This is a genomic window from Pseudomonas sp. PLMAX (assembly GCF_046042685.1).
GTDB lineage: Bacteria > Pseudomonadota > Gammaproteobacteria > Pseudomonadales > Pseudomonadaceae > Aquipseudomonas > Aquipseudomonas putida_AE.
The window spans coordinates 2,342,237-2,368,260 of the sequence record NZ_CP064949.1; the positions used below are offsets into that span (position 1 = coordinate 2,342,237).

26 protein-coding genes and 3 pseudogenes are annotated in these 26,024 nt (G+C 58.4%); 13 read left to right on the forward strand and 16 right to left on the reverse strand.

Features of this window, described 5'->3' with window-relative positions; genetic code table 11:
• The first annotated feature begins 58 nt into the window (after positions 1 to 58).
• The 6 genes and pseudogenes from DKB71_RS10765 to DKB71_RS10790 all read left to right on the forward strand — a co-directional run bounded on the left by DKB71_RS10765 (position 59) and on the right by DKB71_RS10790 (position 2,796).
• Complete coding sequence (locus DKB71_RS10765) at positions 59 to 1,129, forward strand: threonine aldolase family protein (protein WP_408600336.1); 1,071 nt, start codon at positions 59 to 61, stop codon at positions 1,127 to 1,129.
• Positions 1,021 to 1,365, forward strand: a complete 345-nt coding sequence (locus DKB71_RS10770) for a LysR substrate-binding domain-containing protein (protein WP_408601083.1) — start codon at positions 1,021 to 1,023, stop codon at positions 1,363 to 1,365. The genes DKB71_RS10765 and DKB71_RS10770 overlap by 109 nt, the downstream gene beginning before the upstream one ends.
• Before the next feature lie 21 nt (positions 1,366 to 1,386).
• Positions 1,387 to 1,641 (forward strand): annotated as a pseudogene (locus tag DKB71_RS10775) (manganese catalase family protein); the annotation flags it as partial.
• Positions 1,623 to 1,879, forward strand: a pseudogene (locus tag DKB71_RS10780) (ZIP family metal transporter); the annotation flags it as partial. The pseudogenes DKB71_RS10775 and DKB71_RS10780, both read left to right, overlap by 19 nt.
• A gap of 50 nt (positions 1,880 to 1,929) precedes the next feature.
• The gene (locus DKB71_RS10785) at positions 1,930 to 2,361 is read left to right on the forward strand and encodes a DNA methylase (RefSeq protein WP_274076451.1); all 432 of its coding nucleotides are present in this window, start codon (positions 1,930 to 1,932) and stop codon (positions 2,359 to 2,361) included.
• 201 nt (positions 2,362 to 2,562) lie between these two features.
• Positions 2,563 to 2,796 carry a hypothetical protein gene (locus DKB71_RS10790; protein ID WP_323627972.1) on the forward strand — a complete coding sequence of 78 codons (234 nt, stop codon included), beginning with the start codon at positions 2,563 to 2,565 and terminating at the stop codon, positions 2,794 to 2,796.
• Positions 2,797 to 3,065: 269 nt separating this feature from the next.
• On the opposite strand, the gene DKB71_RS10795 is transcribed toward DKB71_RS10790, so the two are convergent.
• From DKB71_RS10795 to DKB71_RS10815, 5 genes and pseudogenes are all read right to left on the reverse strand, one after another.
• Positions 3,066 to 3,806 carry a Mut7-C RNAse domain-containing protein gene (locus DKB71_RS10795; RefSeq protein WP_408600337.1) on the reverse strand — a complete coding sequence of 247 codons (741 nt, stop codon included), beginning with the start codon at positions 3,804 to 3,806 and terminating at the stop codon, positions 3,066 to 3,068.
• A 47-nt stretch (positions 3,807 to 3,853) separates the two neighbouring features.
• Positions 3,854 to 5,530 (reverse strand): class II poly(R)-hydroxyalkanoic acid synthase, encoded by a 1,677-nt coding sequence (gene phaC / locus DKB71_RS10800; RefSeq protein WP_408600338.1) that lies wholly within the window; start codon positions 5,528 to 5,530, stop codon positions 3,854 to 3,856.
• Positions 5,531 to 5,691: 161 nt separating this feature from the next.
• Positions 5,692 to 5,915 (reverse strand): annotated as a pseudogene (locus DKB71_RS10805) (FAD-dependent oxidoreductase); the annotation flags it as partial.
• Positions 5,916 to 6,034: 119 nt separating this feature from the next.
• Complete coding sequence (locus DKB71_RS10810) at positions 6,035 to 6,490, reverse strand: GNAT family N-acetyltransferase (RefSeq protein WP_323607725.1); 456 nt, start codon at positions 6,488 to 6,490, stop codon at positions 6,035 to 6,037.
• A 274-nt stretch (positions 6,491 to 6,764) separates the two neighbouring features.
• A complete protein-coding gene (locus DKB71_RS10815) occupies positions 6,765 to 7,658 on the reverse strand; it encodes a LysR family transcriptional regulator (protein ID WP_408600339.1) in 894 nt (297 codons plus the stop codon).
• Positions 7,659 to 7,752: 94 nt separating this feature from the next.
• On the opposite strand from DKB71_RS10815, the gene DKB71_RS10820 reads away from it, so the two are divergent.
• A complete protein-coding gene (locus DKB71_RS10820; protein ID WP_408600340.1) occupies positions 7,753 to 8,919 on the forward strand; it encodes an MFS transporter in 1,167 nt (388 codons plus the stop codon).
• 135 nt (positions 8,920 to 9,054) lie between these two features.
• On the opposite strand, the gene DKB71_RS10825 is transcribed toward DKB71_RS10820, so the two are convergent.
• Positions 9,055 to 9,954: a LysR substrate-binding domain-containing protein gene (locus DKB71_RS10825; protein WP_408600341.1), complete on the reverse strand. Its 900-nt coding sequence runs from the start codon at positions 9,952 to 9,954 to the stop codon at positions 9,055 to 9,057.
• A gap of 85 nt (positions 9,955 to 10,039) precedes the next feature.
• On the opposite strand from DKB71_RS10825, the gene DKB71_RS10830 reads away from it, so the two are divergent.
• Positions 10,040 to 10,537, forward strand: coding sequence for a hypothetical protein (locus DKB71_RS10830; RefSeq protein WP_408600342.1), 498 nt, complete (start codon positions 10,040 to 10,042; stop codon positions 10,535 to 10,537).
• Positions 10,538 to 10,617: 80 nt separating this feature from the next.
• Here the strand turns inward: DKB71_RS10830 and DKB71_RS10835 are convergent, their stop codons facing one another.
• From DKB71_RS10835 to DKB71_RS10860, 6 genes are all read right to left on the reverse strand, one after another.
• Positions 10,618 to 11,610, reverse strand: a complete 993-nt coding sequence (locus DKB71_RS10835; RefSeq protein WP_408600343.1) for a LacI family DNA-binding transcriptional regulator — start codon at positions 11,608 to 11,610, stop codon at positions 10,618 to 10,620.
• 75 nt (positions 11,611 to 11,685) lie between these two features.
• The gene (locus tag DKB71_RS10840) at positions 11,686 to 13,188 is read right to left on the reverse strand and encodes a glycoside hydrolase family 32 protein (RefSeq protein ID WP_408600344.1); all 1,503 of its coding nucleotides are present in this window, start codon (positions 13,186 to 13,188) and stop codon (positions 11,686 to 11,688) included.
• Entirely contained in the window at positions 13,185 to 14,330 is a 1,146-nt protein-coding gene (locus DKB71_RS10845) for an ABC transporter ATP-binding protein (protein WP_408600345.1), read from the reverse strand. The genes DKB71_RS10840 and DKB71_RS10845 overlap by 4 nt, the downstream gene beginning before the upstream one ends.
• Before the next feature lie 27 nt (positions 14,331 to 14,357).
• Positions 14,358 to 15,200, reverse strand: coding sequence for a carbohydrate ABC transporter permease (locus tag DKB71_RS10850; RefSeq protein ID WP_408600346.1), 843 nt, complete (start codon positions 15,198 to 15,200; stop codon positions 14,358 to 14,360).
• Positions 15,197 to 16,159, reverse strand: coding sequence for a carbohydrate ABC transporter permease (locus DKB71_RS10855; RefSeq protein WP_408600347.1), 963 nt, complete (start codon positions 16,157 to 16,159; stop codon positions 15,197 to 15,199). Before DKB71_RS10855 ends, DKB71_RS10850 begins: the two co-directional genes overlap by 4 nt.
• Positions 16,160 to 16,180: 21 nt before the next feature.
• A complete protein-coding gene (locus tag DKB71_RS10860; protein WP_408600349.1) occupies positions 16,181 to 17,455 on the reverse strand; it encodes an ABC transporter substrate-binding protein in 1,275 nt (424 codons plus the stop codon).
• Between the two features lie 166 nt (positions 17,456 to 17,621).
• On the opposite strand from DKB71_RS10860, the gene DKB71_RS10865 reads away from it, so the two are divergent.
• Both DKB71_RS10865 and DKB71_RS10870 read left to right on the forward strand, forming a co-directional pair.
• On the forward strand, positions 17,622 to 19,187 hold the full coding sequence (locus DKB71_RS10865; RefSeq protein ID WP_408600350.1) for a carbohydrate porin: 1,566 nt from the start codon (positions 17,622 to 17,624) through the stop codon (positions 19,185 to 19,187).
• A gap of 59 nt (positions 19,188 to 19,246) precedes the next feature.
• On the forward strand, positions 19,247 to 20,167 hold the full coding sequence (locus tag DKB71_RS10870) for a carbohydrate kinase family protein (protein ID WP_408601084.1): 921 nt from the start codon (positions 19,247 to 19,249) through the stop codon (positions 20,165 to 20,167).
• Positions 20,168 to 20,223: 56 nt separating this feature from the next.
• On the opposite strand, the gene DKB71_RS10875 is transcribed toward DKB71_RS10870, so the two are convergent.
• Entirely contained in the window at positions 20,224 to 20,613 is a 390-nt protein-coding gene (locus DKB71_RS10875) for a MerR family transcriptional regulator (RefSeq protein ID WP_408600351.1), read from the reverse strand.
• Positions 20,614 to 20,687: 74 nt separating this feature from the next.
• Between DKB71_RS10875 and DKB71_RS10880 the strand changes: the two genes are divergently transcribed.
• Entirely contained in the window at positions 20,688 to 21,767 is a 1,080-nt protein-coding gene (locus tag DKB71_RS10880; RefSeq protein ID WP_408600352.1) for an SDR family oxidoreductase, read from the forward strand.
• Positions 21,768 to 21,934: 167 nt separating this feature from the next.
• A complete protein-coding gene (locus tag DKB71_RS10885) occupies positions 21,935 to 22,834 on the forward strand; it encodes a DMT family transporter (protein ID WP_408600353.1) in 900 nt (299 codons plus the stop codon).
• Positions 22,835 to 22,952: 118 nt separating this feature from the next.
• Here the strand turns inward: DKB71_RS10885 and DKB71_RS10890 are convergent, their stop codons facing one another.
• A complete protein-coding gene (locus DKB71_RS10890) occupies positions 22,953 to 23,819 on the reverse strand; it encodes an SDR family oxidoreductase (protein WP_408600354.1) in 867 nt (288 codons plus the stop codon).
• Between the two features lie 21 nt (positions 23,820 to 23,840).
• Positions 23,841 to 24,245, reverse strand: a complete 405-nt coding sequence (locus DKB71_RS10895; RefSeq protein WP_408601085.1) for a cupin domain-containing protein — start codon at positions 24,243 to 24,245, stop codon at positions 23,841 to 23,843.
• A gap of 191 nt (positions 24,246 to 24,436) precedes the next feature.
• On the opposite strand from DKB71_RS10895, the gene DKB71_RS10900 reads away from it, so the two are divergent.
• Positions 24,437 to 25,348 (forward strand): LysR family transcriptional regulator, encoded by a 912-nt coding sequence (locus DKB71_RS10900; protein ID WP_408600355.1) that lies wholly within the window; start codon positions 24,437 to 24,439, stop codon positions 25,346 to 25,348.
• On the opposite strand, the gene DKB71_RS10905 is transcribed toward DKB71_RS10900, so the two are convergent.
• Positions 25,318 to 25,962 (reverse strand): TetR/AcrR family transcriptional regulator, encoded by a 645-nt coding sequence (locus tag DKB71_RS10905; RefSeq protein ID WP_408600356.1) that lies wholly within the window; start codon positions 25,960 to 25,962, stop codon positions 25,318 to 25,320. The two genes, DKB71_RS10900 and DKB71_RS10905, sit on opposite strands and share 31 nt — an antisense overlap.
• Positions 25,963 to 26,024 lie beyond the last annotated feature (62 nt).

Sequence of the window (26,024 nt, forward strand, 5' to 3'; positions counted from 1 at the left end):
CCCTAGGATGCGCAAAACCGGACGACTCTTCTTCGCCCGTGCAGCCGAGGACAGGTAGATGAACGCTGAATCAAACCAACCGCTCGCATTGAGTTTTGCCAGCGACAACATCGCGGGGGCCTCAAAGGAAGTGGCGCAGGCCATGATCAGGCACAGCACCGGCCAGGCCAGTGCGTACGGCACGGACGAACTCTCCCTAAAGGTCAAGCTCAAGCTCAGCGAGATCTTCGAGCGCGACGTGGAGGTCTTTCTCGTCCCTACCGGCACCGCCGCCAACAGCCTGTGCCTGAGTGCGATGACGCCACCCTGGGGCAACATCTATTGCCATCCCGCCAGCCATATCAACAACGATGAATGCGGCGCCCCCGAGTTCTTTTCCAACGGCGCAAAGCTGATGACCATCGACGGCCCCTCGGCCAAGCTGGATGTCATCCGCCTGCGCGAACGGACAGGTGAAAAGGTTGGAGACGTGCACACGACTCAACCTGCCTGCGTCAGCATTACCCAGGCCACTGAAGTCGGTAGCCTCTACAGCCTGGACGAAATCGCCGCCATCGGTGAGGTGTGTAAGGCAAGCGCCCTGGGGTTCCACATGGACGGTTCGCGGTTCGCCAACGCGTTGGTTGCCCTGGGCTGCTCCCCGGCGCAGATGACGTGGAAAGCCGGGGTGGATGCGCTCTCGTTCGGGGCTACCAAGAATGGTGCGCTGGCCGCCGAAGCGATCGTCCTGTTCAACCCCACGCTTGCCACCGAGATGAGCTATCGCCGCAAGCGCTCCGGCCATCTGCTCTCCAAGATGCGTTTTCTGTCGGCGCAGATCGATGCGTACCTCACCGACGACCTGTGGCTACGTAACGCACGCCAGGCCAACACAGCCGCCCAGCGCCTGGCCCGTGGGCTGGCGGGTCTGCGAGGCGTTGAAGTCATGGCCGGCGCCGAGGCCAACATCCTGTTTTGCAAGCTGGATTCGGCAATCATCGCAGCCCTGCTGAAGGCCGGGTTCGGGTTCTACCATGATCGCTGGGGGCCAAACATCGTGCGCTTTGTCACCTCGTTCGCGACCACTGCCGAGGATGTCGATCATCTGCTGAGTCAGGTCCGGCGAGTGATCGATACGCTGAGCGCGTAAGCATTTGCCGCGCCGTTAGTGTCGGTCTGGGCATGCTCTGGCTACCGCAGTACATGGCCAAACCGCACCTGGTCAGCGGCGAGCGGCTGCCGCTGTTCAAGGCCTGGCACATGGTGCTGATGCCGATGTACCTGGCCTTCCCGCCGAATCGCCATGTCAGTGCCAAGGTACGGGTTTTTTTCGATTGGGTAATGGAATTGATGGCTGAGCATGCGCCGGTGGTTGGTCGGGGTTGATGATGGAGGGGCGATGTAGCTCCACGCATTGCCACCGAAGAACTCAGTCACCTGGAGATCGTCGGTTCAATCATCGTGATGCTCAACAAGGGTGCCAAAGGCCGCCTGGCCGAAGGCGTGGAAGAGGAGGGCGAGCTGTATCGCGCAATCAATGGCGCCGGTAATGACTCGCACATCACCTGTCTGCTGTACGGCGCCGGTGCACCACTGACCAACTCTGCTGGAGTGCCATGGTCGGCAGCTTACGTCGATACCGGTCTCATGTCCGAACCGTCCTGATTGCCGTTGCATCAGGCCTGATGGAGCCTTTAGCCGCTGTTGTCGGCCTCGCATTTCAACCAGTTTCGCCTTGGGCTACCCCGTCGCTTTAGGCCTTGCAGCAGGGGCGATGATTTTTGTTGTCTCCCATGAGGTCATACCCGAGGCACATCGCAATGGCCACCAAACGCCCGCGACGTTGGGGCTGATGCTGGGGTTCGGGGTCATGATGTTTCTCGATACGGCATTGGGCTGACCGCCTTACCCGTTCGAACCGGATAAGGCGCCTGAGAGGGGAAGATTTCAATGCACGAGATTATCAGTGCACAGGATTTGAATATTGACCTGCAAAGCGCCAATGAAGAGGGCTTGTTCAAATGGCTGGTCGCCAGTTTTTTAATGGGCAAAAGGATTCAGGCCCGGATTGCCGCGCAAGCGTATCGAGTGATTGTCGATAAGCATAAGCGTGACACACCGGGCAAGCTCGCCCACAGTACCCATCGGGAACTCGTGGCCATGTTGGGCGAGGCGCATTATGTGCGCTATGACGAAACTACCTCTGCGCGTCTGTTGGCCCTGGCTCACAAACTCAACAATGAGTACGCAGGGAAGGTGAGTAATATCGTCAGCGCGAGCGCGGATCGCCGGGACTTTGAGAATCGGCTCATTGCCTTTGAAGGTATTGGTCCCAAGACGGTCGAAATTTTCATGCGCGAGGCGTCACGAGTGATCCTGTGAACGCGCAATAGCGACGAGGGACAGGCCGAGCAGAGCAAGTCGTTCAAAAAAAGCACCGGAGACAACCTCAACATGGCGAACTTTCTTTCGATCTACCAAGTCGATTAGCTATCAGCCTCATGCGCAACAGTAGAGGGTGCGCAAGCCCTGGCTAGTGGCTCGCGATTGATCCAGAACAAATATTAAAAAATGGTGATCGCGATGAATTGTCTTATTTGTGTCGGTGTCGCACAGCGCATTCAATGCGACGGCCCATGGGAAGAAAGAGACTGTCCGGACTGTGGTCGCTACCGTGTTTCAGATGAGCTCATCCTGGCCTTGATTGATCAGGGGCAGATCTTCGACGTCAGCAAGACGAGGGATATGCTCAATGGCCGGCGTCTGGAGGATGCTATTCCGACAATTGAAATCCATGAGGCGCTACTGGTGCCTTGATAGGGTCGCGCAAGCCATGCCAACGCAAAAAATAACCGTTGAAGGCTTGCAGTTGAATGTTTCAATCCGCGGCCAAGGCTCACCGCTGCTCTTGCTCAACGGCCTGGGTGGTTTGATCCGTACCTTCGATCCCCTGCGCGATGAACTGATGGATTTCAGGACCATTACGCTGGACGTGCCCGGGGTCGGAAAATCGCAAATGCCCCGCTGGCCGATGCGTCTGCCGCGCCCTGCTTTCCCAAGCTGCGCAGTCGGCCCGATGCACGCGGCTATCGTTTCAGCAGAGCTGCCAGCAATGCACTCATATCGCGCCAGTGCGACCCCTCCCAGTAAACCCGTTGGCAGGCGTCGCAGTGCAGGAAGTGCGAATGGAGGGCCGCAATGCGTGGCGGCACCCGTGGCCGAGCCCGTTCCGGACTGAGCTCGTGCAGCGGCAGGTTGCAGTGAAGGCACAGGCTGAAGGGTCGCGCACAACGCGCCAGGTCGAGGCGCTCGAACAATTCGCGCAGCTGCAGCGATGGTTTAAGGGCATGCACATAACAGCCGTGGCTGATGATTCGGCGCTTGAGCAGGTCGCGGTCGCGCGTCAGCACGATGCGTCCGTGCTGCGCAGCGATCTCGGCGATCTCGCCATCTTCGAAGGCATTGTCGTAGAGGGTATCGAAGCCGCTCATGCGCAGCAGCCGGGCCAGCCCGCCAAGGTGTGCGTCCGCGACGAAGCGCAGCACCCGTAAAGGTTGCGCACGCACCTTGAGCAGCGGGCTGATGTCCAGCGCTTCGAACTTGGGATACACCGCCAGCCGGTCGCTGTCGAGGATCACCCGCTCGAAGCCCACCGACTCGCCGTTCAGCAGCACCAGCTCGACCTCGGTGTGCGGTACCCCGAGGGCCTCGATCATGTGCTTGACCGTCGCCCCTCGCGCGCACTCGCAGGTAAAGGGTTGCCGCCGCCGTTCGGCGGGCAGGAAATCGTTGAGCTCCTCATAGAAGCGGAAGGTTGCGCTGGTCATGCTCAACAGTATGGCAGGGCTGCAGGCACACAGCCCTGCCAACCGATTCAGCGCAGGTGCACGTAGGTACCCGGCGCAGCCTCGGCAGCGGCATAGGCCCTGTTGCCGAGTTTGCGCGGAGCCTTTTTGTGATCGCCCGAGCGTGCCTGCAGCCAGGCCAGCCAGTGGGGCCACCAGGACCCGGCCTGTTGACTGGCAGTATCCATCCACTCCTGAGCCTCGACGGGCAGGTTGCTGTTGGTCATGAAGCGCGCCTTGGGGTTGCCCGGCGGGTTGAGGATGCTCTGGATATGCCCGCTGTTGGACACCACGAACTCGCCCTGGCCGCCAAACAGATGCATGGAGCGATAGCAGGCGTCCCACGGGGTGATGTGGTCGCTCATGCCTGCGATGCAGTAGAAATCACTGGTGACCTGGCCGAGGTCTATCGGTGTGCCGCCGACCTCCAGGGCGCCGGCGCGGGCGAACGGGTTGGTCTGGTACATATCGATGAATTCGCCGTGCAGCGTGGCGGGCAGGTTGGTCGTGTCGTTGTTCCAGTAGAGGACATCGAAGGCCGGCGGCTCGTTGCCGAGCAGGTAGTTGTTGATCCAGTAACTCCAGATCAAGTCATTGGGGCGCATCCAGGCAAAGACCTTGGCCAGCTCGCGGCCCTCGAGCACGCCCGCCTGACAGGAACGGCGCTTGGCGGCCGTCAGGGTCTTCTCGTCGGCGAACAGCCCGACCTGGGTGTCGGGGCGTATGTCCAGCATGCTGACCGCCAGGGTAAAGGCATTGATCTTTTTCTCGTCCAGGGCGGCGTAGTGACCCAGCAGCGAGGACAGGGTGCAGCCTCCGGAACAGGCGCCGAAGGTGTTCAGGTCGGCGCTGCCGGTGATCGCAAGCACCGCGTCGATCGCTTCCTTCAGGGCTTCCACGTAGCTGGTCAAACCCCATTCGCGCTGGGCCTTGCCCGGGTTGCGCCAACTGATGGCGAAGGTCTGGATACCGCTGCCGAGCAGAAAACGGATCAGGCTCTTCTCCGGCGTCAGGTCAAACAGGTAGAACTTGTTGATCTGCGGCGGCACCACCAGAAACGGACGCACCTGCACCTGCTCGGTACGGGGCTTGTACTGGATCAACTCCAGCACCTCATTGCGAAACACCACCGCACCTTCGGTGATGCCCAGGTTGTGGCCCACCTCGAACGCCGTCTTGTCCACCTGGCTGGGCATGCCGCCGTTTTCGAGCAGGTCCCGGGTCAGCTGCGAGAAGCCATCGAGGATGCTCTTGCCGCCGGTTTCAAAGAAGCGCTTCAGTGCGACCGGGTTGGCCAGGGTGTTGGTCGGCGCCATCGCATCGGTCAGCAGGCCGATGACGAACTGACCACGCTGAGCGTCCTGTTCGCTGAGGCTGCTGGTGCTGATCCAGTCGTTCATCTCCTGGCACCAGGCCAGGTAAGTCTTCATGTAGCGACGGTAGAGCGGGTTGCGCTGCCAGGTCAGCTCGTCGAAGCGCTTGTCTCCCGCCGCGGGCTTGAGCGGCGAGCGGTCGAGCAATACATTTTTCAGCTCGATACCGAATGCGGCCATGTGCCGAGCGCTGTGCACGGGCTGCTTCAACACTTGTCGCAGGACCATGCGGGCGGTACCGAGCAGGTCGCGCCCGCGAGGGCCGACCGCCGGATTGAGGTTCAATGTGTGTATTGCGGCTTGCTGGGAGAGTTCTTTATTTTTCTTGTTCATTGTGCTGCTCCGGAAAGGCCCCGAAGACGGGCGCCCGGCAGTTAAAGGGCTGCGAGCAAGCCGTGCATCGTAAAAGGCACGGCTGGTCACGCAGATCTTGAGCAGCAGCTTATAGAGGGGGGAACGGCAAACATTTCATTTGACGACAACGTCTTTTCACTTCATGACAATCCATGACCTTTTATCCGCGATTTGCTGAATCGCTCGGGACGACAGGATTCAAGGGCAGGGATACCTTGTCGTCGACTATTTCCTCGCTGGCAAGTCGGCCCACGATCGCCGCCAGCGTGACGCCAGGATGCATGGCGCAAACGTACACTCCATCGATATCGGACAGATAGCCAATGATGGGGATGCCATCGACAGGCATTGGCCTGAGTCCAGCCAAGTGATACACCAGGGACGCGCCCACAATGCCTGCCCCGATGACGACCACTCGCTTGCCTGCGTTATTTTCCATGACAGCTTCCGTTCTGTTGGCCTGATTAAAGTACTGGATCCGGGCTAGTGCTCCAATGTCTTCGCCATGATGATGGTGCGCTCGGATTGGTGAAATTCGTCGCGGATTTTCTTGAAGCCAAGCGCAGCGTAAAAACCTTGCGCAGTGATTGAAGAGGGGACACGCAGGAGGCTGACGCCATCTTTTATGGCGATCGATTGAATCATCGCCATCAACTGTCTTCCGATGCCTTTCCCTTGCCAGGTTGGGTCGACAAACACGCTTCGGACGACGTCCTTATCAAGACTGGCTGTTGCAACGATATGACTGTCGGTTGTTGCTACTAGCACCTGACGCCGGGTCAACAAATCAAGGATCGCCGATGGAGAAAAACTTGACTCCACTTGATCGATGATTGCGGATGAATAGTCCAGGGTATTGGACTCGCGAAGGGTGCCAATGATGATCCGACTGATTGCCAGTGCATCTGCATTGGTTGCGTTTCGAATCAGGCAACTCATTCAGGTGGCTCCTTGCGTGTGATCCCTTGATCGTAAAGGGATGTGGCGTTACTGGCGAGTATGAAAGGCGCCTGATGTATTGCGAACGCTGCATCGATTGGACATTGACTCGTTCAGATGACTGCTTTTGGCCGTTTTTTTGTTTGTTATGGACTCCCGATTGTTCCAGTCAGTCAGACCACCCACTGATAGCGCGCCCAACGATGGGCTGTTCACTACTTGCTTGATGCGTACAGCATCACGAGCACCCGGAAGAATCAAGTGACGCCACCGCTTACATCCGGTGATGTTCCAACAAGAAGTCCACGAACAACCGCACCCGAGCCGGCATTGCCGAGCCGCCTACGAACACCGCATGAATCGGCTCCTGGTCGCCGGGGTTCCAGGCTTCCAGCAGCGGTATCAGGTCACCGCGCTGCAGATCCTCGCTCACGCTGAACTCGCCGATACGCGCAATGCCGGCACCTACTCGCGCGAGTTGTGCCAGCGCTTCACCACTGCTGCATTCGATGTTGCCGCTGACCTTCAGGGAAAACTCTCTTGCGTCACGGATGAACGGCCAGTTGGGTTCGGCACGCCGGAAGTTGAAGCGTAGGCAGTTGTGCCGTAGCAGGTCTTCCGGTTCCTGGGGGATGCCGTGCCGCTGCAGATACTCGGGCGATGCCACCACTACCTGGCCGGTGTTGCCGATCCTGCGCGCGGTCAGCGGGCTGTCGGGCAGATGGCCAAAGCGCACCGCGACGTCGGCCTGGCCGCCGAGAATGTCGACCACTTCGTCGCCGAGGGTGAGGTCGACGACGATGTTCGGGTAGCGGGCGCTGAATGCTGCCACCAAGGGAACGATGGCCAGTCGCCCATGGCCAAGGGCAGCGCTGACCCGCAATCGGCCCCTTGGTACGCCCTGGTCGGCGATGGCTTCTTCAACCTCGGCCATGTCGGCCAGGATACGCCGGGCGCCGCGCAGGAAAGCCTCGCCCTCGGCGGTGAAGGTGATCGCTCGGGTGGTGCGCAACAGCAGGCGCGTGCCAAGACGTTGTTCGGTACGCGCGATGATCCGGCTGACCGCCGAGGGTGTCAGCCCCAATGCACGCGCGGCGGCCGACAGGCTGCCTTCCTGCGCCACCGTGGCGAACACTTCCATTTCACCTGACCTGCCGTTGAAGTCCATTTGTGCCTCTTACGCAAAGGTGATTGCCGAAAATGCTATCTACCGCCTGAAAAGGTTGGATCGTGGCATTGGCGGCATAGATAAGGAGCCTTCCATGCGTATCAATCCACCACTTGTCGCACTCGCCATCGGTGCTTTTGGCATCGGCGTTACCGAGTTCGCCCCCATGGGCATGTTGCCGGGCATCGCTGCGGATCTCGGCGTTTCCATTCCCGCCGCAGGTCTGTTGGTCAGTGCTTACGCCCTGGGCGTACTGCTCGGCGCGCCGCTGATGACCCTGACCACCGGCAGGATTCCCCGGCGCTATCTGCTGATCGGACTCATGGCGATTTTCACCCTGGGTAATCTGATGTCAGCCCTGGCCACCGATTACTACAGCCTCATGGTCGCCAGAGTGGTGACTTCACTGAACCACGGGGCGTTCTTTGGCGTTGGCTCCATCGTCGCCGCCAGCGTCGTCGCTCCGCAGAAACGAGCCGGGGCGGTTGCGGCGATGTTCATGGGCCTGACCCTGGCAACCATCGGCGGTGTGCCGCTGGCCGCCTGGTTTGGCGAACTGTTCGGCTGGCGCACCGCATTCTGGGGTATCACCGGCCTCGGCGTGGTGGCCATGACCGCGTTGTGGTTCGCCCTGCCGAACCTGCCGGCGCCGAAAAGCGTCGGCGTACTGGCCGAAATTCGGGTACTGGGCCGTGGCCCGGTGCTGGGGGCGTTGGCCCTGACCGTCGTCGGCTCGGGTGCAATGTTTACCGTCTTCACCTACATCGCGCCGATCCTCAGCAGCGAGACCCATGCGTCCACCGCCTACATCACCGCCATGCTGGTGCTGTTCGGTGTGGGGTTGACGCTGGGCAACATGTGGGGCGGCAAGGCCGCCGACCGCTCGATAGATCGCACACTGATCGTTTCGCTGAGTGTGCTGATTCTCGTCTTGCTGGCGTTCACCGTGCTGATGCGTTGGCCGCTGCCGGCCGCCGTTGCCATCCTGATATGGGGTATCGCCAGCTTCGCCCTGGTGCCGCCGCTACAGATGCGCGTCATGGAGGCTGCGAAGGACGCGCCCAATCTGGCCTCGGCGGTGAACATCGGTGCCTTCAACCTGGGCAACGCGATTGGTGCGGCGCTGGGTGGAGCGGTGATCAATGCCGGTCTGGGTTATCCGGCGATTTCCCTGGCCGGAGCGGCAGTGGCGGGTCTGGGGCTGATGATGGTGTTGGCTTTTGCCTGGCGTTCCAGAACGATTGCAGCTGCGGTGGTGTGAGGGGGGGTAGTCACCATTGATGAGTGACGACTAGCGGCCAGTTGTTGCCTGTCGCGAAGGACTGCAAGCGACCCATTGCTGTCCTTCATTGGAGAACCTGAATCAGTACGAAAGGGACGTTTGCGTCCCTTGGTTTCAAAAGGTGAAGCCTTTACTCAATAACCGGCGAAGCCTCGACCGAACCCTCATTGGCGGTGTATGAGCCGGTCCAGGCTTCGACAGCAGAAAGAATCTCAGCGGGCTTGGGCAGTTCAATTCATTCAACGCGACCAATTGTCCGTTGAATGCATCAAGCGAGTGAATCGCCGGATTCCAAAGTGCGATGCCCAATCCTGAGCGGGCGGCTTCGATTGCCTGGGCGTAGTCACCCATCACCCTGTCGATGGGCTTCGAAGTCAGGCGTTTGCCATGATGGCTCATCCACGCTCGCCACAGTGTCGTGTCGCCGGTGTGTAGCAGCGCAGTATCCTGTACTAAAGACAACGGCTGTTCGTTCATGGCGAGAACTTCGGGTGACACCACGGGGCAAAGCGACTCCTCGAATAGTGGCTCCTCGTCTCCGTCATTCCATTTTCCGCGCCCGTATCTGATGGCCAGATCGACCTCCCCTGAGGAAAGGCTGGCATTCAATGCAGAGGTGACTACCTCTATACGTAAATCCTGAGTCGTACCTTCGAGTTCGGTCAGGCGCGGGATCAACCAGAAACGCGCGAAGGACGGCGTAGTGGCCAATTTGACGATGGGCAAGGTATGGCCGACGGGCCGGGGCTGTCGCGATTGTTTCAGTTGGTCAAAGGCATGAGCGACTTTGGCCAGCGCGATTTGCCCGGTGGCCGTCACGGTGACACCACGCGCATGGCGGTCGAACAGGGAGCATTGAAACCATTTTTCAGCCATTTCCACACGTCGGCTGATGGTCGCATGCGTAACTTCCAGTTCCGCTGCCGCAGCAGTGAAAGAACCGGTTCGGGCGGCGGCAAGGGCAGCTTGCAGGGCTTCGAAGGGAGGGAAAATATCGTCTGAGCTGTACGTCATATGCACAGCTTATGGATAAGTAGTGCTATAGGTCAACAGCTCGGGGTTTTCTATGCTGCGCGTCCTTATTCATTGAGATAGCAGCATGTCGTGTTTGAACGCGCTCATTTCGCCATTGGTGTTCATCGCTCAAGTGGCAGGGCTTTGGGCGGGCAATGATTGTTATGCCGCCACAAGCTTGGAAAGGCCAATCGTACGAGGTTATGAAGGGAATGGAGGCGTCACCGTTGAACTGGTCATGTCTGGCTCACCTGGAAAAGAATGGGCATTGCTCAGTATTCGAGGAACGGAAACGGGAACGGGGGCCGTGGTACATCAAACAAGCGTTCAGCGCTCACCGGTTTCAACATCCTTTGTAGAAATTATCAACGGGGTTTCACGGACAATTTTTGAGGTACGAATGCATCAGGGTTTTCTTCCGCGTCAAGACCAGGAGCCTTATGTCTTGGGAGAAAGCGCCCGCTTGGAGAGACTGAGTAATATCGGCATGGAGCTTCAGAGGTTTGGAACTGAGGAATTTGCCGCTCATCAAGCTGGGACACAGACCGCGCTATCCGAAGATTTGACCGTAAACCGTCCTTGATCAAACGGCTCCTCTTGGGCCGACTGCTGCCTGTCGCAAAGGGTCGAATGCAGCCGGGTGTGCGATCACCTGACTGATTCTTACAGCGATGCCCTGACCACCAATGGACAATCAACTGGCTGGGCTCCCGATTCCTCGAGGGCCTCGATCAGGTGCCGGGCAGCCTTGCGACCGATCTCGTAGTAGGGCAGTTGCACTGTGGTCAGCGGCGGGATGAACAGCTCGGCAATACCGATCATGTTGTCGTAGCCGAGCACGGCGACATCGTCGGGAATATTCAGGCCACGGCCCAACAACAGCTGATAGGCACAAAAGGCAATACGGTCGTTGCCACAGATCAGAATGTCGAATTGGGGACGACCCTCAACGATGTGCCGGTCGAGGATGGCTGCGGTTTCACCATAGGCGTCATGATCTGAAAGGTCGTATTGCAGGAGCGCGTCAGGCGCCAGTCCGAATGCCTGACAGGCACGCTCCATGCCTTTTTGCCGCAGACCCCAGGCCAGACTCTGTTTTGGCAGATTGATACACAGAGGGCGCCGATAGCCCTGGCTCAACGCATGATGTACCGCTCGATACTGCCCCGTTTCGTCGTCTGGCACATAACTCACCAGATGACTGTCATCTGCCAGGCAATTGGCGAGTACCAGGGGTTTGCTCTTCAAGCGCTCGGGAATGCTTACGTGGCGAAAGCCCATGGCACTGAAGATCAACCCGTCGGGACGGTGCGACAACATCAGGTCGATGTTCTGGTCTGTGGGCGGGTTGCTCAGCAGGTTGAGGATAAATACATTCCATCCGGCTTGCTGCGCGGTCTGTTCGATGGACAGCAGCAGCTCGACCGCGAACGGTGTGGTTGCGGTGTCCAGCGCGAACACACCGATGGTGCGCGACTGGAGGTTGTCGCCGCGCATCTTGCGCGCCGACAGGCTCGGTACGAATTGCAGTTCATCAATGGCACGACGTACCCGCTGAAGGGTTTCGGGGCTCAGTTTTTCTGGATTGTTGAGCGCTCGAGAAACCGTCATCAGAGACACGCCGGCCAGCTGTGCAACGTCTTTCACTGAAGTCATGCGAGGCGAAACCGGTCAGGTTGACGCAGGATCATGACACATGGCCTGCGCTTCTCGCGACTCGAATGACACTGCTCATAACCATCCAGAGTCGAGAGGCCATGCCCTGGGAATCGAGACACGCCCGCCAGTCCCGCTTGCAAGAAGCTTCACGCCCAGACTATCGGGCTGTGGGTAGAGGCGACTGCTGAGGCTGAAGCGCCCGTTTTCGTCGAACACCTCAATGGACGAGCGATCGAGGAACACACGCAGTGCCAGTAACTCTTGTGTCGGGTCTATCGACACGCTGCGCTCACCGGTGACTTGCGCACCCGAGCGGCTGCGGTCAAGCACCAGGCGCTGCAACGCCGCATCGTAGTAGAGCAACGTTTGTTCATGGCCATCCTCGCTGCAGCGCAAGGCGATTCCCAGGTGTCCGTCGGTGCAGCCGAGTAAATCCAGGTGCACATGGATTTCGAGCATATCGCCGTTCACTTCTGGCACCCATCGGGTTCCGGACGCCTCCCACCACGGCGTGCTTGGCAATAGCGTCTTGCGCAGGGCGGTGAGCTCTCGTGCCGGATACACACACAGACGATCTGCGCACAGTTCAAGTTCGCGTGGCAATCCGAGCATGCCGCACCAGTGATGGGCCTGGCTCGGCATCGGGCTTTCCCACATGTCGAGCCATGCCCACACAAGGCGCCGACCATCGGCGGCCAATAGCGTTTGCGCCGCATAAAAATCGTGGCCGTTATCCAGCTCGATAAAAGGCCCGCCAGTGAAGTTCCATTCGTTGTCCAGTCGACCCACCCGGTAACCCGTCTGGTACTTGTTGAGCCGTTCGTAACCTTGGGGTGACATGCCTTGGGGGGAGTACAGCAGCACGTCGCGTCCGTTCAGTCGGAAGAGATCCGGGCACTCCCACATATAGCCATCGCCCTCCCTGCCGCCAGACACATAGTTGAGGAACTCCCAGACGTGCAGATCCGTGGAACGGTACAGCGGGAGTAACGGCATATCGCCCAGACGTGCGCCGGCAATGAGGTACCAATAGCCATCCTCCTTCCATACCTTGGGGTCACGAAAGTGCATGATCGCCTCTTGCGGCGCGGTCTCGATGACGGTGCCATGCTTGACGAACCGGATGCCGTCGACACTGGTGGCCAGGCACTGGACTTGACGGATGAAGCGCTCGTCACCTGCGTCTCCCAGCCAGGTGTGCCCCGTGTAGATCAGCGCCAGGGTATCTCCACAGACCACCGCACTACCGGAAAAACAACCGTCTCGGTCGAAGTCGTCGCCTGGTGCCAGCGCAATGGGCAGGTGCTGCCAATGAACCAGATCGGCACTCTTGGCGTGGCCCCAATGCATTGGGCCCCACTTCGCTTCGAAGGGGTAGTGTTGATAGAACACGTGATATTCGCCACGGAAGTACACCACCCCGTTAGGGTCGTTCATCCAGCCTGCCGGGGGAGCAATATGATAACCGGGTCGATAATCGTGGATGGCGCGGGTCAGGCCGTCACTCAGTGCACGCTGTGCAAGGTCAAGGGAAGAAGACATTGGATCGCTCATGTTATTCGAAGACAAGGTCATAGGGCACGAGCTCGGACTGAGCGCAGAGAGACATCATTCGGCAGGTTTTCAATGGTGTGTGGGTAGCGCTCCAGGGCCGTGCCGTCGGCGTCGAACAGGTGCAGGTTGTCGATGTCCAGCTGCAGTTCGACCCGATCGCCCGCCTGCCATCCGGCGGTGACTTCACAACGACAGATCAGTGGCTCGTCCTGACCTGTTTCGAGGTGCACATACGTTTCGCTGCCCAGGTATTCGACCCCGGTCACGACGATGCCGACGGCACCCCCAGCCGCTTTGAGGGAAATGTGCTCCGGGCGAACCCCCAAACTCAGCAGGGTGCCCGCCGACAGGTTCGAGCTATCGAAGGGCAGGGAGGTCATACCCAAAACGGGGGTGTCGACCAGGCTGGTTTCGCCCGGGGCATAAAGGCGCGACGCCAGGAAGTTCATTTTGGGCGAACCGAGAAAACCGGCGACAAAGCGGCTTGCCGGGCGCTCATAGAGTTCGCGCGGTGAGCCGACCTGCTCTACGCGGCCGCCATTGAGCACAACAATTTTGTCGGCCAGGGTCATCGCCTCCACTTGATCGTGGGTGACGTAGATCATGGTCGAGCCCAGTCGATCATGCAGCCGGGCGATTTCGTTGCGCATCTGCACCCGCAAGGATGCATCCAGATTGGAGAGCGGCTCATCGAACAGCAAAATGTCCGGCTCCCGTGCCATGGCTCTGCCCATGGCTACACGCTGACGCTGCCCTCCAGACAGTTCCTTTGGTTTGCGTTGCAGCAATTTGTCCAGTTGAAGTATCTGCGCGGTTTTCAGCACGCGTTCGCGCAGGCTGCTCTTTTCGGTCCTGGCCAGTTTGAGGCCAAAGCTGATGTTGTCGTAGACGCTCATGTGCGGGTACAGCGCATAAGACTGAAACACCATGCCGACGCCACGCTCGCGCGGCTCCAGGTCGTTGACCCGTCGCCCGTCGATCAGCAGGTCGCCGCCGCAGATCGAATCCAGTCCGGCGATCAGTCGCAGCAGGGTCGACTTTCCGCAACCCGAAGGGCCAACGAACACGACGAATTCACCCGCAGCGATCTCCAGGCTGACGTCGCGAAGAATCCGCACGCCGCCCAATTGTTTGTTCACGTTGTCCAGTTTCAATTTGATCACGATGCTGTTCCTTGTGTTTGTCGGGCATCAACCCTTTAACGCGCCGGTAGTGAGACCGGAAACGATGCGGCGCTGGAAGATCAGCACCAGAATCACCAGTGGTACGGTGACCAGCACTGATGCGGCCATCAGCAGCCCCCACGGCAGCTCATGGGGGCTACCGCCGGAAATCAAGGCGATGGCGACCGGCACGGTGCGTTGCGTGTCTGTGAGGGTGAAGGTCAAGGCAAACAGGAACTCGTTCCACGCTGCGATAAAAGCCAACAAACCAGTGGTGACCAGTGCGGGCCATAGCAGCGGCAACAGCACCCGGCTAAGCGTGACCCAGGGCGAAGCGCCATCCATGATTGCCGCTTCTTCCAGTTCATGTGGCAGTTGGCCCATGAACGTGGTCAGCACCCAGACGGTGAACGGCAGGGTGAAAATCGTGTAGCTGAGGATCAATGCCCAGGACGTGTTGTACAGGCCCAGGGCGCGAATCACTTCGAACAGCCCCGACAGCACAGCGACCTGGGGAAACATCGACACGCCCAGAACCATCATCAATACCGTGCCACGCCCACGGAATTTCACTCTTCCCAAGGCATAGGCGGCGGTGACACTGAGGAACAACGCCAGCGTCACAACGCTAAGCGCAACCACCAGCGAGTTACCGATAGCCCGCAGGAATGAGGCTTGGTGGAGTACCGCCGCGTAATTGGAAAAGTCGGGGTTTTCGATCCAGTAGCTCACCTCGAACAAGGCGCTGGACGGCTTCAGCGAAGTCACGATGGCGTAATAGAAAGGGAAGACCGCATACAGCAATAAAACCCCGATCAGGCACCAGAATCCGAGGCGCAACAGCGCTTTTTTCAATAGGCGCGGGCTCATGACCGAACCTCCATTTGACGGCGTCCGAGGTAGAGATAAAGCATGGCGATTACCGCAACGACCAAAAACAACAGCGTCGAGGCCGCGCTGCCATAGCCAACATCCTGGAACTCCACCAGGTGTTGGCGGGCATAGACCGACATGCTCATGGTGCTCGAAGAATTGGAGGTCAGCACATAGATGACGTCGAATACCCGCAGGGAATCGAGGATGCGAAAGATCGCCGCCACCAACAATGCAGGCATCAACAGTGGAAGCGTGACGCGCCAGAACACCTTCAGAGGATGAATGCCATCGACCCTGGCGGCTTCGTAACAATCGCTCGGCAACATCTGCAAGGCAGCCAGCATCAGTAGCGTGACAAAAGGTACGGTCTTCCAGACGTCGACGATGATGACCGCCCACATCGACAGATCCGCATCTGCCGTCCAGGCCAGGGGGGCCTCAATCAGGCCGACGCTCAACATCAGGTGATTGATGATGCCGAACTGGTCGTTGAGCATCCATGACCAGATCTTCGCCGAGACAATCGTAGGAATCGCCCAAGGAATCAGAATCAGCGCACGCACCAGGGAACGGCCGGTGAACTTGATGTTCAACAGCAACGCCACCAGTAGCCCCAGGACGACTTCCAGTCCCACCGACACCACGGTGAAATGCAACGTGTTACGCACGGCGTTCCACCATTGTGGATCGACCAGGATGCCCGACCAGTTGGAGCCGTTGTGGAACAGATAATTGCTCAAGCCGATGAATGATCCACCACTGGTGTCCACCAGGCTGGCGTCGGTCAGGCTGAACCAGAATGTGCGTAGTAGCGGCCAGGCGGCCACCAGGGCCAGACACAGCAACATCGGTGTCAGAAACAGCCAGGCGGCGCGTACTCGGCGACGTTGTACGGGCGTTTCCCTGGTGAGCAGGAGCTCGTCACAGGGGGGATGGGTAGTAGAGACAGACATGGTGATTTCCTTCCTTGTGGCTTACCAGTTCCGGCGTTTGATGCGCGTGAGTTCGCTTTCCAGGTCGGCCAGCGCCTGATCGACCGGCAACTCGCCCGCCAGCACGCCATGCACTCGATCGAAGAACGCATTGGAGACCCGTGGATAGCGATCGGCGGTTATTGAGGCGGGGCGCATGACCCCATCGTTGAGAATGCCGAGGAGTTGACTGTAATAAGGCATGGCCGTGAGCAGCTCGGGATCTTGATAAAGCGACTCGATAACCGGGTTATAGCCACCTGCCAAAGCTCGATGTTTTTGCTGCCGGGCACTGGTCAGGTAGGTCACCAGTTGCGCGGCAAGTTCTGGATGGGCGCTGTACCGCGATACCGCCAGACCCCAGCCACCGAGGGTGGATGCATGGGTGCCGGACATGCCGCCTCGGGGCAGGGGAGCGACGCCGACCTTGTCTTTTACGGCACTGTCCTGGCTTTGTACCAGGGCCCAGACATAGGGCCAGTTACGCATGAATAACGCATTTCCCGACTGGAATACGCCACGCCCTTCTTCCTCGGTGTAGTTGAGTACGCCACGTGGGGAGATGTCTCCTACCCAGCTTTTCGCCAGGGCCAAAGCAGTTCTTGAGGCCTGACTGTTGACCACGATATCTCCTCGTGGGTTGACCAATCCGCCTTCCGGTTGGCTGCTGATCCATTCCAGCGCATTACACGTCAGCCCCTCGTAAGCGCGCCCCTGGAAGATGTAACCCCATGCATTGGGGTTCCCGGCAGTGCGCTCTGCCTGTTGGATATCCCTGGCGGTAGCGGTCATTTCCTCCCAGGTCTGGGGAACCTGCCTGGCGTACTTCTCAAGCAAGTCCTTGCGGTAATACAGCAGGCCCGAGTCGGTGAACCAGGGCATCGTCACCAGCCGTCCATTCACCGTGGCGTTATCCACCTGTGCCTGGAAGTAACCGTGGGTGGCGTTGGCGGGCAGCACCTCGCGCAGATCCATCAGATGTTTGGCCAGCATCCCCGGCCACACCATATCGATTTGAATGATGTCGATGTCAGTGGACTGAGCACTGAGGATCTGTTGGTAGAACGACAACCTCTCGGTCGCCGAGTTAGGCGTGGAAACCACCTCGACGTTGTTGCCCGTCTGTTTCGACCACGCCTCGACAGCCTCCTTGCACAGTTGTAACTCCGCACCCACCGCACCGCACGAGATCGTCAAATCGGCTGCGCTCGACACGGATGGAAGTCCGGCACAGAGGGTGATTAATGCGGCTGGCAGGAGAGATTTCAGATGTTTCATTGAGCACCCTTTATTTTTGTTTTAAGAAAAGTTAACGTTAACATCGCCAAATGTAGCAGCGTATTTGCGATGAGACATCCTTTTTTTGTGGTTCGCGACAATTCGCAACGCACGTAAAAAGGGCCGGTCGCGGCAACAAAACAATAAAAACAAACAGGGAATTCACATGCAGAAAGGATCAAGCTGGCTACTTGCAGGTGTGCTCGGCACATCGGCGGCGACCTCTCAGGCCGCGACTCTGGAAGAACGCATGGCCGCGTTCGAAGCCCGTGCCAGCGCAGCGGAAAAGCGTGCAGCCGCAGCCGAACAACAGACCCAGGCACTCGCCAGGGAATTGCAGCAGATCAAGCTTGCCACTCCCACCTTGCAGCCTGCTGCGTCCACTGCGACAGCGATTGTGGCGCCCACTGTGGATAGCCGGCTGGCAGCATTGGAAGCCCGTCAGCAAAGCATGGAGAAACAGGGCAGTACCGGACACCTCACTGACGGATTCAGCTTCAAGGGCTACGCCCGCTCCGGATTGCTGATTAACGATGAACTGGGTGGTGGTCGTGGTGGCCCTTATGCAACCCCTGCAGGTTCAGTCGGTGGTGCCGTCGGGCGACTCGGTAATGAAGACGACACCTACGTGCGCATAGACCTGTCGAAGGAACTTTATGCGCAGAACGGCACCCGTTCCAAATTCACGGTTTCCATCGCCGATGGAGTGGAAAGCTCCAATGACTGGACGGCCGATGAAAGTAATCTGAACGTGCGTCAGGTATTTACAGAGCTCGACCATCTCGCTGCATTCAAGGGTAATTCTGTGTTCGAGAACGCGACCTTGTGGGCAGGTAAGCGATTTGATCGAGATAACTTCGATATCCACTGGCTGGACTCGGACGTTGTCTATCTGGCGGGTACCGGGGGTGGAATCTACGATGTGCAGATGAACAGCAATTGGCGCTCGAATTATTCCCTGGTCGGGCGCAACTACGGGGATTTCAGTGAAGGCGACATCAACGCCGATGTGGAAAGCTACATTCTGACCTCCAACCAGTTCTTTGATAAGGGTCAGTGGCAGTGGATGTTCAATGCCATTGGCTCAAAGAAAAACGACATTGCCACTCGCAGCAATGAAGCAGGTCTGACGCCTGCGCATTCCGGCTTGCACAGCATGCTGGCCAATCATCAGAAAAACTTTTTCGGCAGGGAAGGCTTCTTCAAGACAGCGCTGCTCTATGGGCAAGGTCTGGGGGCAGAGGTCAAGAACGTCGGCTCGGATGGTGAGCTGATAGACGATGCTCGAGCCCTGCGTCTGGCACTTTACGGCGAGACGCCCATTGCATCTGATTGGCGCATCGGCCCCAGCTTGCTGGCCGAACAAAGCATCGATAGATACGTCAAGGGTGACAACTACCGCTGGATGACCCTGAACATGCGTTTGGCCAATAAAATCAACAGCAATTTCGAGATGGCCTACGAAATGAGCTGGCAAACCATGAACCTCGACCCGAAGGGCTATCTACAACGAAATGCGGTCGACGGTAACTTCTGGAAATTCACGATCGCCCCGACATTCAAACCTGAATTTGGAGACTTGCTCACTCGTCCCGAACTGCGCGTGTTCGCAAGCTTCATGAATTGGTCTTCGGATCTGGACAGCTACAGTACCTCGGACGCCTTCGGCAAGACGGACTTTAACGCCGGAGGTGTATGGCAATACGGTATACAAATGGAAACCTGGTTTTAATGTTTGAACGGGTCGGCGGCCAGCAGTTATCCAGACGACAACAAAATGAGGAAATGACGATGGTATTGCCTCGCGCAGTAGTATTTGGCGAAGCCCTGACCGACCTTGTCCAAGGCACTCCTGGACAGTGGAAGGGCTACCCGGGTGGTGCTCCCTGGAACGTTGCACGAGCGCTAAGTCGCTTGGGTGTCAGCAGCGCTTTTGCCGGGGCGGTGAGCATGGATTCAATGGGTGACGAGATAGCCTCGCAGTCGAAAGCCGCAGGGCTGGATATGAACTTCATACAACGGGTAGATCGAGATCCTTTGGTCGCCATCGTTCCATCGAGCCGTCCTCCAAGATACTTTTTTGCCGGAGATGCCGATCTTTTTTTTGATCCGGATCAGATGCCCGAAGGATGGATCAACCAGGCAGAGCTGTGTCATTTCAGTTGCATCAGTCTGGCTCGACAACCACTTGCAGACAGGCTGGTTAAAATTGCTCAGCAGGCCAAAGCAGCCGGTAAACGGATTAGCTATGATCCGAACTGGCGCAATTTAATGGATAGCCATTATCGCAAGCAGACCTTCCCTGCGATGACCACCCTTGCTGACATGATCAAGCTTTCCGACGAAGACCTTCGGCATATTTATCCAGGGCTGACCGAACACCAGGCAATGGATGAGCTTCGCGCTCTTAATGCTCAGGCGCAGATCCTTTTTACTCGAGGGGAATACGGGATGACTCTCCACACCCCGGACAGCCAACTCGATCAGCCGGCTATTGCCGTGAAAGTGCAAGACACGGTTGGAGCAGGAGACGCGTGTATGGCGGGTTGGCTGGCTGCGCAGTTGCTGGGGATCGCAGACTTGAAAGAACGCCTGCGATTTTCAGCAGCTTGCGCATCCATATCGTGCTGCCATGCCGGAGCCTATGCTCCCGCGCTGTCTGAAGTAGAAGGTTTACTGAAGCGGCTAGTACAGGTTTTAGACAATGCGTAAGCGATGGGCTTGAACTGGAAGCAGGCCGCAGCTTGCGTTTCCCAGAGGCTGACAGTTCAGTTGGAAGAGTTGCTCAGCTGCTGAAGCTCAAGTTGCCTGGCAGCACTGGCTTCGAGGGTTGCACGCTCTTCATCCAGATACCGATAAATGCTTTGGAGGTTGGCGATTTTCTGTTTGATTTCTGCCATCTTCTTTTCAATCAGCTTCGCGCCGTCAGCACAATCGATCAGCTTGTTCCGCTGCGCATCCAGAATCTCGCCTATTTCCCCCAGGGAAAACCCCATGCTTTGCGCGCGCTGGATAAAGTCCAGATCCTGCAGAGTTTGCACTGTGTAAACGCGATAGTTGTTGGTTTGCCGCAGCGGTGAGATCAGGCCGATTTGCTCGTAGTAACGCAGCGTATGGCGGCTGGCGCCGCTGCGGGCCTCGAGTTCGCCGATTTTCATGAAAACACCGCTTGACTGTAGAGTTGGGTCGATAGTTTACGCTTGATTTTTCACCTTCAACAAGGAGCAGGGAAATGAGCGTGGAGTGCTTTGTCACGGGGGGGACCGGCTTTATCGGTCAACATTTGGTGGCGTACCTGAGTGCCAAAGGTCACACCGTTCGGGTGTTGATGCGTCGCCCTGAGCGACTGGCCGCACTGCGCGAGCAAGTCGACAATTTGGGAGGGTGCGCAACCCGGGTATTTGCCGTAGCTGGCGATCTGGAACGGGACAACCTCGGGCTGAGTCTTGCTGACCGAGAAGTGCTAAGGCACGCCAGAGTCATATTCCACCTGGGGGCCCACTTCGCATGGGGACTTTCAGTGGAGCATTCTCGTGCGGTGAATGTGGATGGGGCAAAGCGCGTGGCGCTGTTGGCGGCTGAGCAAAAGAGTCGATTAGTGATGATCGGCGGCTACATGCTGAAAAATCATGAACATCTGCAACGCATCGGAATTGATCCTCGATATCCGCAGCTGACAAATTGGCCTGCCGTCTACCGACATGTCGGTGGTTACGAGGGGAGCAAGCTGGAGGCGCATTTTGCGACCCTGGAGGTCATGTCCGCCAAGGGCGGGGAGATTACCGTTGTCCACCCCGCGACAGTTTGTGGCCACAGCCGCACGGGGCATATCGTTGATGGTCAGCCGCTGGTGGAGCTGATACGCAACCTTGTGCAGGGAAAGCTGACTGCAGTGCCCGGTACCGCCAAGCACTGGCTGCCACTGGTCACCGTGGATTACCTGGTTGAGCTGGTGGCGGTTTGTGCTTTTGATCCTGCCATGGTGGGCCAGGAACTGCTGGCGCTTGATGAGCAAACGCCCAACTTGCGAGAACTCCTGGTGCAGGTGGCCCAACCTTTGGGCTTAAAGTCTCCCAAGCATTACATTTCACTGCGCTTGCTGAAGTTGCTTCTGAGTATTCCTCCCGTCGCGCGGTTTTTGAATACAAAACCCGAAGCCCTGGACTTTATCCAGACCACTCGTTTTGATACAGCGGCGGTCGAGCAATTTTCCAACAGGCATGGAATAGCCAAACCGGATATACGTCAGTCTTTGCAGCACACTGCAACGTTCGTGAACTCATATTGCATAGCCAAGGGCCAGGCCCTCTGACTTCTCCCTTGGAGGCGACAGGAAGGCGAGTAGCATCCTGCTGGGCTATCCAGCATAGGCCACAACAAATACCAGGGTTGGTGGGATCTTCGTATCCTCAAACTGTGCGCCGTCGACGTAGGGCGGCATTCTATCGAACGACAATTCAGCGACAGGGATCGTCATCAATGCAATCTACTTTCAGCAAAGGCGTCATATATGCACTCTGCGCTGCGGCACTGAACGCAACGATCGGTGTACTCAGCAAAGTACTCATGAGTCATGGTTTCACCGCTAGCAGTGTCGCTGTCATCAAGACCGTACTGGGTTGCGTGTTTCTCTCGATCCTGTTGTTTTTCCTCAAGCGCCCGGCGGCGTCGACCAAATGGACTCAGGCGGCTATCTGCGCATTCCTTGGCATCTTTGTGCTGTTCCATTTCGAAACGTCCGCCTATCGACACTACGCTGCGGCAGGTGTGGTGGTGGTGCTGATGGCCAGTGCCTCAATTTCCTCGATCATTCTGGGGCGCATTTTCCTCAAGGATGCCATCACCGCGAACGCTACCGTTGGCGCCGCACTGGCTATCGCCGGGATCTCGGTGATCTTCGGCGGCGACCTGCAGCAGGGCTTTACCCTGCAAGGTGCTGCGCTCGCCTCCATGGCCGGCTGCGGCTATGGGGCCTTTTCGGTTGCCATGAAGCGTATGGGGGTGTCGGGGGGGCTGCACTTCACCCGACAATTGTTGTTCTTTGGCAGCCTTTACCTGCTGATGCCGGCTGCGGCCGATGGTTTCGCGATGGGCGAGCTGTCGCCGATGGCGATCGCCGCGCTGCTGGCGCTGGCCACGCTGCCGACAATCCTGGGCTTCTTCTGCACCACCAAGGCAATCGAGTATCTCAAGCCATCCCAAGTGCAAGCGCTGGAGCTGACCGAACCACTGTTCGCCGCGCTGCTGGCGTTTTTGGCGCTCAATGAAGTACCGCGCGAAAGCCTGTACGCGGGAGCGGCACTGATCATCGTCGGCCTGTGTTTCTCCAATGAACTGATCCGCTTGGGCAGCAAAGCATCCGTCCCTTCGACCGAGTGAGCTATTTCCGGATCCTGATGACTTTAGCAATCAGTGGTTTTTTAGAGTTTTGAGCGACTAACCGCGGCCGAAAGCTGCCTGTCGTGAAGGGTAGCTATCGACTCAAAGATGTCGCTAATCAACCGATCCATGGGGCTGCTCTGATTGATCTTGCGGGCGCCAGGTCGCCGTACCAGTAGGCTGCGGTGACGCCGCCATCCATGAGAAAGTCGCTGCCGGTGATGAAGGTTCCTTCGGGCCCCATCAGTAACGCCGCGACTGCACCGACTTCGTCGGGTGTGCCGCCACGGCCGGCAGCGCTAAGATCGATCATGCGGCGGTAGCCTTCGCCACGCGGACCGCTCAATTCGTCTCTGGCCAGTGGGGTGAAGATGATGCCGGGGCTGATGGCGTTGACTCGTGCCCCGCGCTTGCCCCAGCGTACGGCCTCGGCCATCACGCGCAGCGAATTGGCGCGCTTGGAGATCTGATAGGCGTTCAATGGATCAGTCACCTGGTCGGCCTGAAGCATGGGCAGCGCCAGCAACTTCTCGACCGGCGTGGTGGCCAGTGCCTTGTCCTGTTCGGGTGTCAGGGCGGGCAGGCGATGGCCGGACTGCGAGGCGATGACGATTGCCGAACCACCCTCGGCGATCACGTTGCCAAACGCTTCCAGCACCAGGGCCGTGCCATAAAGGTCCACTCGCAGGATGGTCGCGACCGGCGCTTGCGAAGGTGAAACACCCGCCGCGTGTATCACGCCGGTGATGTCACCGATGGCGGTTGCCATTCGAACCAGTGTCTCGACCGATTCGCGCGAAGAAACGTCGACGACGGTCGTGCTGACTTCGAAGCCTGCGTCGAGCAGCACCTTGGCCGCTGCGTCAGCGTTCTCCTGGCGCAGGTCGGCCAGCAGGACATGTTTACCCGTGCTTACGCGGCGGGCAATCGCCTGGCCAATCGAACCTGCTCCAATGACGACTGTGACTTTGCGGGTGTTTTTCATGAGGACCTCGTGTGAATTCGATCAACGCCCTTGGGCGTACTGTTCGTCGCTGACCTGCTCCATCCAGTCGACCACTTTGCCGTCCAGCACTTCGGCAATGGCGATATGCGTCATTGCAGTGGTGGCGGTCGCGCCGTGCCAGTGTTTGATGTTTGGTGGAATCCACACGGTGTCTCCCGGTTTGATTGAACGAACCGGTTGCCCCAGCGCCTGCACCAGGCCCGATCCTGCCGTGACGATCAAGGTCTGGCCCAGGGGGTGAGTGTGCCAGGCAGTACGAGCACCCGGTTCAAAGGTCACGGTGGCACCGCTGACCCGCGCCTCTTGTGTCCCCTTGAACGGCGCGTCGACCCGAACAGTGCCCGTAAAGAAATCGGCGGGTCCCTTGGCGGAAGGCTGCGAGCCGTTCGGGTTAATGAAGAGCATGGGTTTTTCCCCTTCTGCGGTTACATCGAAAGCGAGCAATGACAGCGACGCCGTGGCCGCGAGATTTTTCATGACGGTTCCCTTGAGGCAACAGCCGTCGGTGACGACCTGAATGGATCTAAAATCTATCAGCTGCTCATTAATATGATTAGAGGCTAGAATCCGAAAATATTTATGTGAGGTTCTCATCAATGCTCAGGGAAAACGCCAGTGATCTGCTTGCCTTCCTCGCCGTGGCAAAGGAGCGAAGCTTTACCAAGGCCGCTGCCAGGCTCGGCGTCTCCCAATCAGCGCTGAGCCATACGATTCGTGGCCTGGAAGCGCGCCTTGGACTGCGTTTGTTGACGCGCACCACCCGCAGCGTTTCTCCCACCGAGGCCGGCGAGCGTCTGATGAGCAGGGTGGGGCCCCACTTCGAGGAAATCGAACTGGAGCTGGCTGACCTGAGTGATCTGCGCGACACCCCCGCAGGCAATATCCGTATCAACGCAATGGACCATGTGCTGGACCAGATCATTCGGCCCGTTCTCAAAGACTTTCTCCCCAGGTATCCGGACATCTCGGTGGAAGTCTGTTGCGACTACAGCTTCGTCGACATCGCCGCACAGGGCTTTGATGCCGGGGTCAGGCTGGGCGAGGACGTGGCGCAAGGCATGATTGCCACGCGTATCGGGCCGGACATGCGCATGTCGGTGGTGGGGGCTCCTGGCTACTTTGCCAACCGTGAACTACCCACGACGCCTCGGGCGCTCACAGATCACTTGTGCAATAACCTGCGCTTGCCCACCAACGGCGGCCTGTATGCCTGGGAGTTCGCCAAGGATGGCGAACGTCTCAAGGTTCGCGTGACAGGCCAGGTGACCTACAACGGTGTTTATCAGCTGTTGGCAGCGGCGCTGGACGGTTTCGGGTTGAGCTACATTCCCCATGACCTGGTCGCGCCTCACCTCGAAGCCGGGCGCCTGGTTCAAGTGCTGGAAGACTGGTCGCCATGGTTTGCCGGTTTTCATCTCTATTACCCGAGTCGGCGCCAGGCGTCGCCCGCGTTTGCGTTGCTGGTGGAGGCGTTGCGTTACAAAAATCCATCCTCTTCGACGTCCTGAGGCTCCCGTAGCGCGATATCCTGGCTACTGGCGATCATGCGCATGACACAACCGGTGAACAAGTCCGTCAGGTGCTGTTGGGTGATCTGCACTTCGCTCCACTGCAACTGGCCATAGAGCATGCCCATCACCGCGTGGGTGATCAGGCAGGTCTCGGCATCCGGCTTGCCCTTCACCCGGTATTGCTCGGCGATGATGTCGCTCAACAGCTTGCTGTGTGCGCGCTTCGACTGGTCGGCGTGGCGTTGCTGTTCCTCGTTGAGGTTGACGAACTCGCGGGTCACCAGGATCAATCGGTGCCTTTCAAGCAGAGCAAAGCTGACGAATGCCTGGACAAAACGACGTAGCCGTTCGGTTGGGTTCCTGGCGCCTTTCAGGCGGCGCCTGGTCGTGAGCAGCAAGTCTGACAAGGCGGACTCGATGAGCTCGAACAACAAGCACTGTTTATTTTCGATGTGGTGGTAAAGCGACCCGGCCTGCAGCCCCAGGTGACCTGCCAGGTCACGCAGGCCAATGGCCTGGAAGCCGCGTGTGGCGAAGAGTTCGACTGCAGCGTGAACAAGCCGGTCGCGAGGGGTGGGTGGCGAAAGGGCGCAGGCGTTAGCGGCAGGCATGGAAGAAACTCGATCTGGCTTAGGGACAGGGCAGCCCGGGCGAGCGGCCCTGTGTTGAGGTG

What these genes read in the sequence shown, in the direction of transcription:
- DKB71_RS10865 (WP_408600350.1), top strand. Translation starts at nt 17,622, where the DNA reads ATGCAGAAAGGATCAAGCTGGCTACTTGCAGGTGTGCTCGGCACATCG.
- DKB71_RS10790 (WP_323627972.1), top strand. Translation starts at nt 2,563, where the DNA reads ATGAATTGTCTTATTTGTGTCGGTGTCGCACAGCGCATTCAATGCGAC.
- DKB71_RS10785 (WP_274076451.1), top strand. Translation starts at nt 1,930, where the DNA reads ATGCACGAGATTATCAGTGCACAGGATTTGAATATTGACCTGCAAAGC.
- DKB71_RS10820 (WP_408600340.1), top strand. Translation starts at nt 7,753, where the DNA reads ATGCGTATCAATCCACCACTTGTCGCACTCGCCATCGGTGCTTTTGGC.
- DKB71_RS10840 (WP_408600344.1), bottom strand. Translation starts at nt 13,188, where the DNA reads ATGACCTTGTCTTCGAATAACATGAGCGATCCAATGTCTTCTTCCCTT.
- DKB71_RS10850 (WP_408600346.1), bottom strand. Translation starts at nt 15,200, where the DNA reads ATGAGCCCGCGCCTATTGAAAAAAGCGCTGTTGCGCCTCGGATTCTGG.
- DKB71_RS10815 (WP_408600339.1), bottom strand. Translation starts at nt 7,658, where the DNA reads ATGGACTTCAACGGCAGGTCAGGTGAAATGGAAGTGTTCGCCACGGTG.
- DKB71_RS10830 (WP_408600342.1), top strand. Translation starts at nt 10,040, where the DNA reads ATGTCGTGTTTGAACGCGCTCATTTCGCCATTGGTGTTCATCGCTCAA.
- DKB71_RS10835 (WP_408600343.1), bottom strand. Translation starts at nt 11,610, where the DNA reads ATGACTTCAGTGAAAGACGTTGCACAGCTGGCCGGCGTGTCTCTGATG.
- DKB71_RS10885 (WP_408600353.1), top strand. Translation starts at nt 21,935, where the DNA reads ATGCAATCTACTTTCAGCAAAGGCGTCATATATGCACTCTGCGCTGCG.
- DKB71_RS10765 (WP_408600336.1), top strand. Translation starts at nt 59, where the DNA reads ATGAACGCTGAATCAAACCAACCGCTCGCATTGAGTTTTGCCAGCGAC.
- DKB71_RS10900 (WP_408600355.1), top strand. Translation starts at nt 24,437, where the DNA reads ATGCTCAGGGAAAACGCCAGTGATCTGCTTGCCTTCCTCGCCGTGGCA.
- DKB71_RS10860 (WP_408600349.1), bottom strand. Translation starts at nt 17,455, where the DNA reads ATGAAACATCTGAAATCTCTCCTGCCAGCCGCATTAATCACCCTCTGT.
- phaC (WP_408600338.1), bottom strand. Translation starts at nt 5,530, where the DNA reads ATGAACAAGAAAAATAAAGAACTCTCCCAGCAAGCCGCAATACACACA.
- DKB71_RS10825 (WP_408600341.1), bottom strand. Translation starts at nt 9,954, where the DNA reads ATGACGTACAGCTCAGACGATATTTTCCCTCCCTTCGAAGCCCTGCAA.
- DKB71_RS10810 (WP_323607725.1), bottom strand. Translation starts at nt 6,490, where the DNA reads ATGAGTTGCCTGATTCGAAACGCAACCAATGCAGATGCACTGGCAATC.
- DKB71_RS10870 (WP_408601084.1), top strand. Translation starts at nt 19,247, where the DNA reads ATGGTATTGCCTCGCGCAGTAGTATTTGGCGAAGCCCTGACCGACCTT.
- DKB71_RS10895 (WP_408601085.1), bottom strand. Translation starts at nt 24,245, where the DNA reads ATGCTCTTCATTAACCCGAACGGCTCGCAGCCTTCCGCCAAGGGACCC.
- DKB71_RS10880 (WP_408600352.1), top strand. Translation starts at nt 20,688, where the DNA reads ATGAGCGTGGAGTGCTTTGTCACGGGGGGGACCGGCTTTATCGGTCAA.
- DKB71_RS10875 (WP_408600351.1), bottom strand. Translation starts at nt 20,613, where the DNA reads ATGAAAATCGGCGAACTCGAGGCCCGCAGCGGCGCCAGCCGCCATACG.
- DKB71_RS10855 (WP_408600347.1), bottom strand. Translation starts at nt 16,159, where the DNA reads ATGTCTGTCTCTACTACCCATCCCCCCTGTGACGAGCTCCTGCTCACC.
- DKB71_RS10795 (WP_408600337.1), bottom strand. Translation starts at nt 3,806, where the DNA reads ATGACCAGCGCAACCTTCCGCTTCTATGAGGAGCTCAACGATTTCCTG.
- DKB71_RS10890 (WP_408600354.1), bottom strand. Translation starts at nt 23,819, where the DNA reads ATGAAAAACACCCGCAAAGTCACAGTCGTCATTGGAGCAGGTTCGATT.
- DKB71_RS10905 (WP_408600356.1), bottom strand. Translation starts at nt 25,962, where the DNA reads ATGCCTGCCGCTAACGCCTGCGCCCTTTCGCCACCCACCCCTCGCGAC.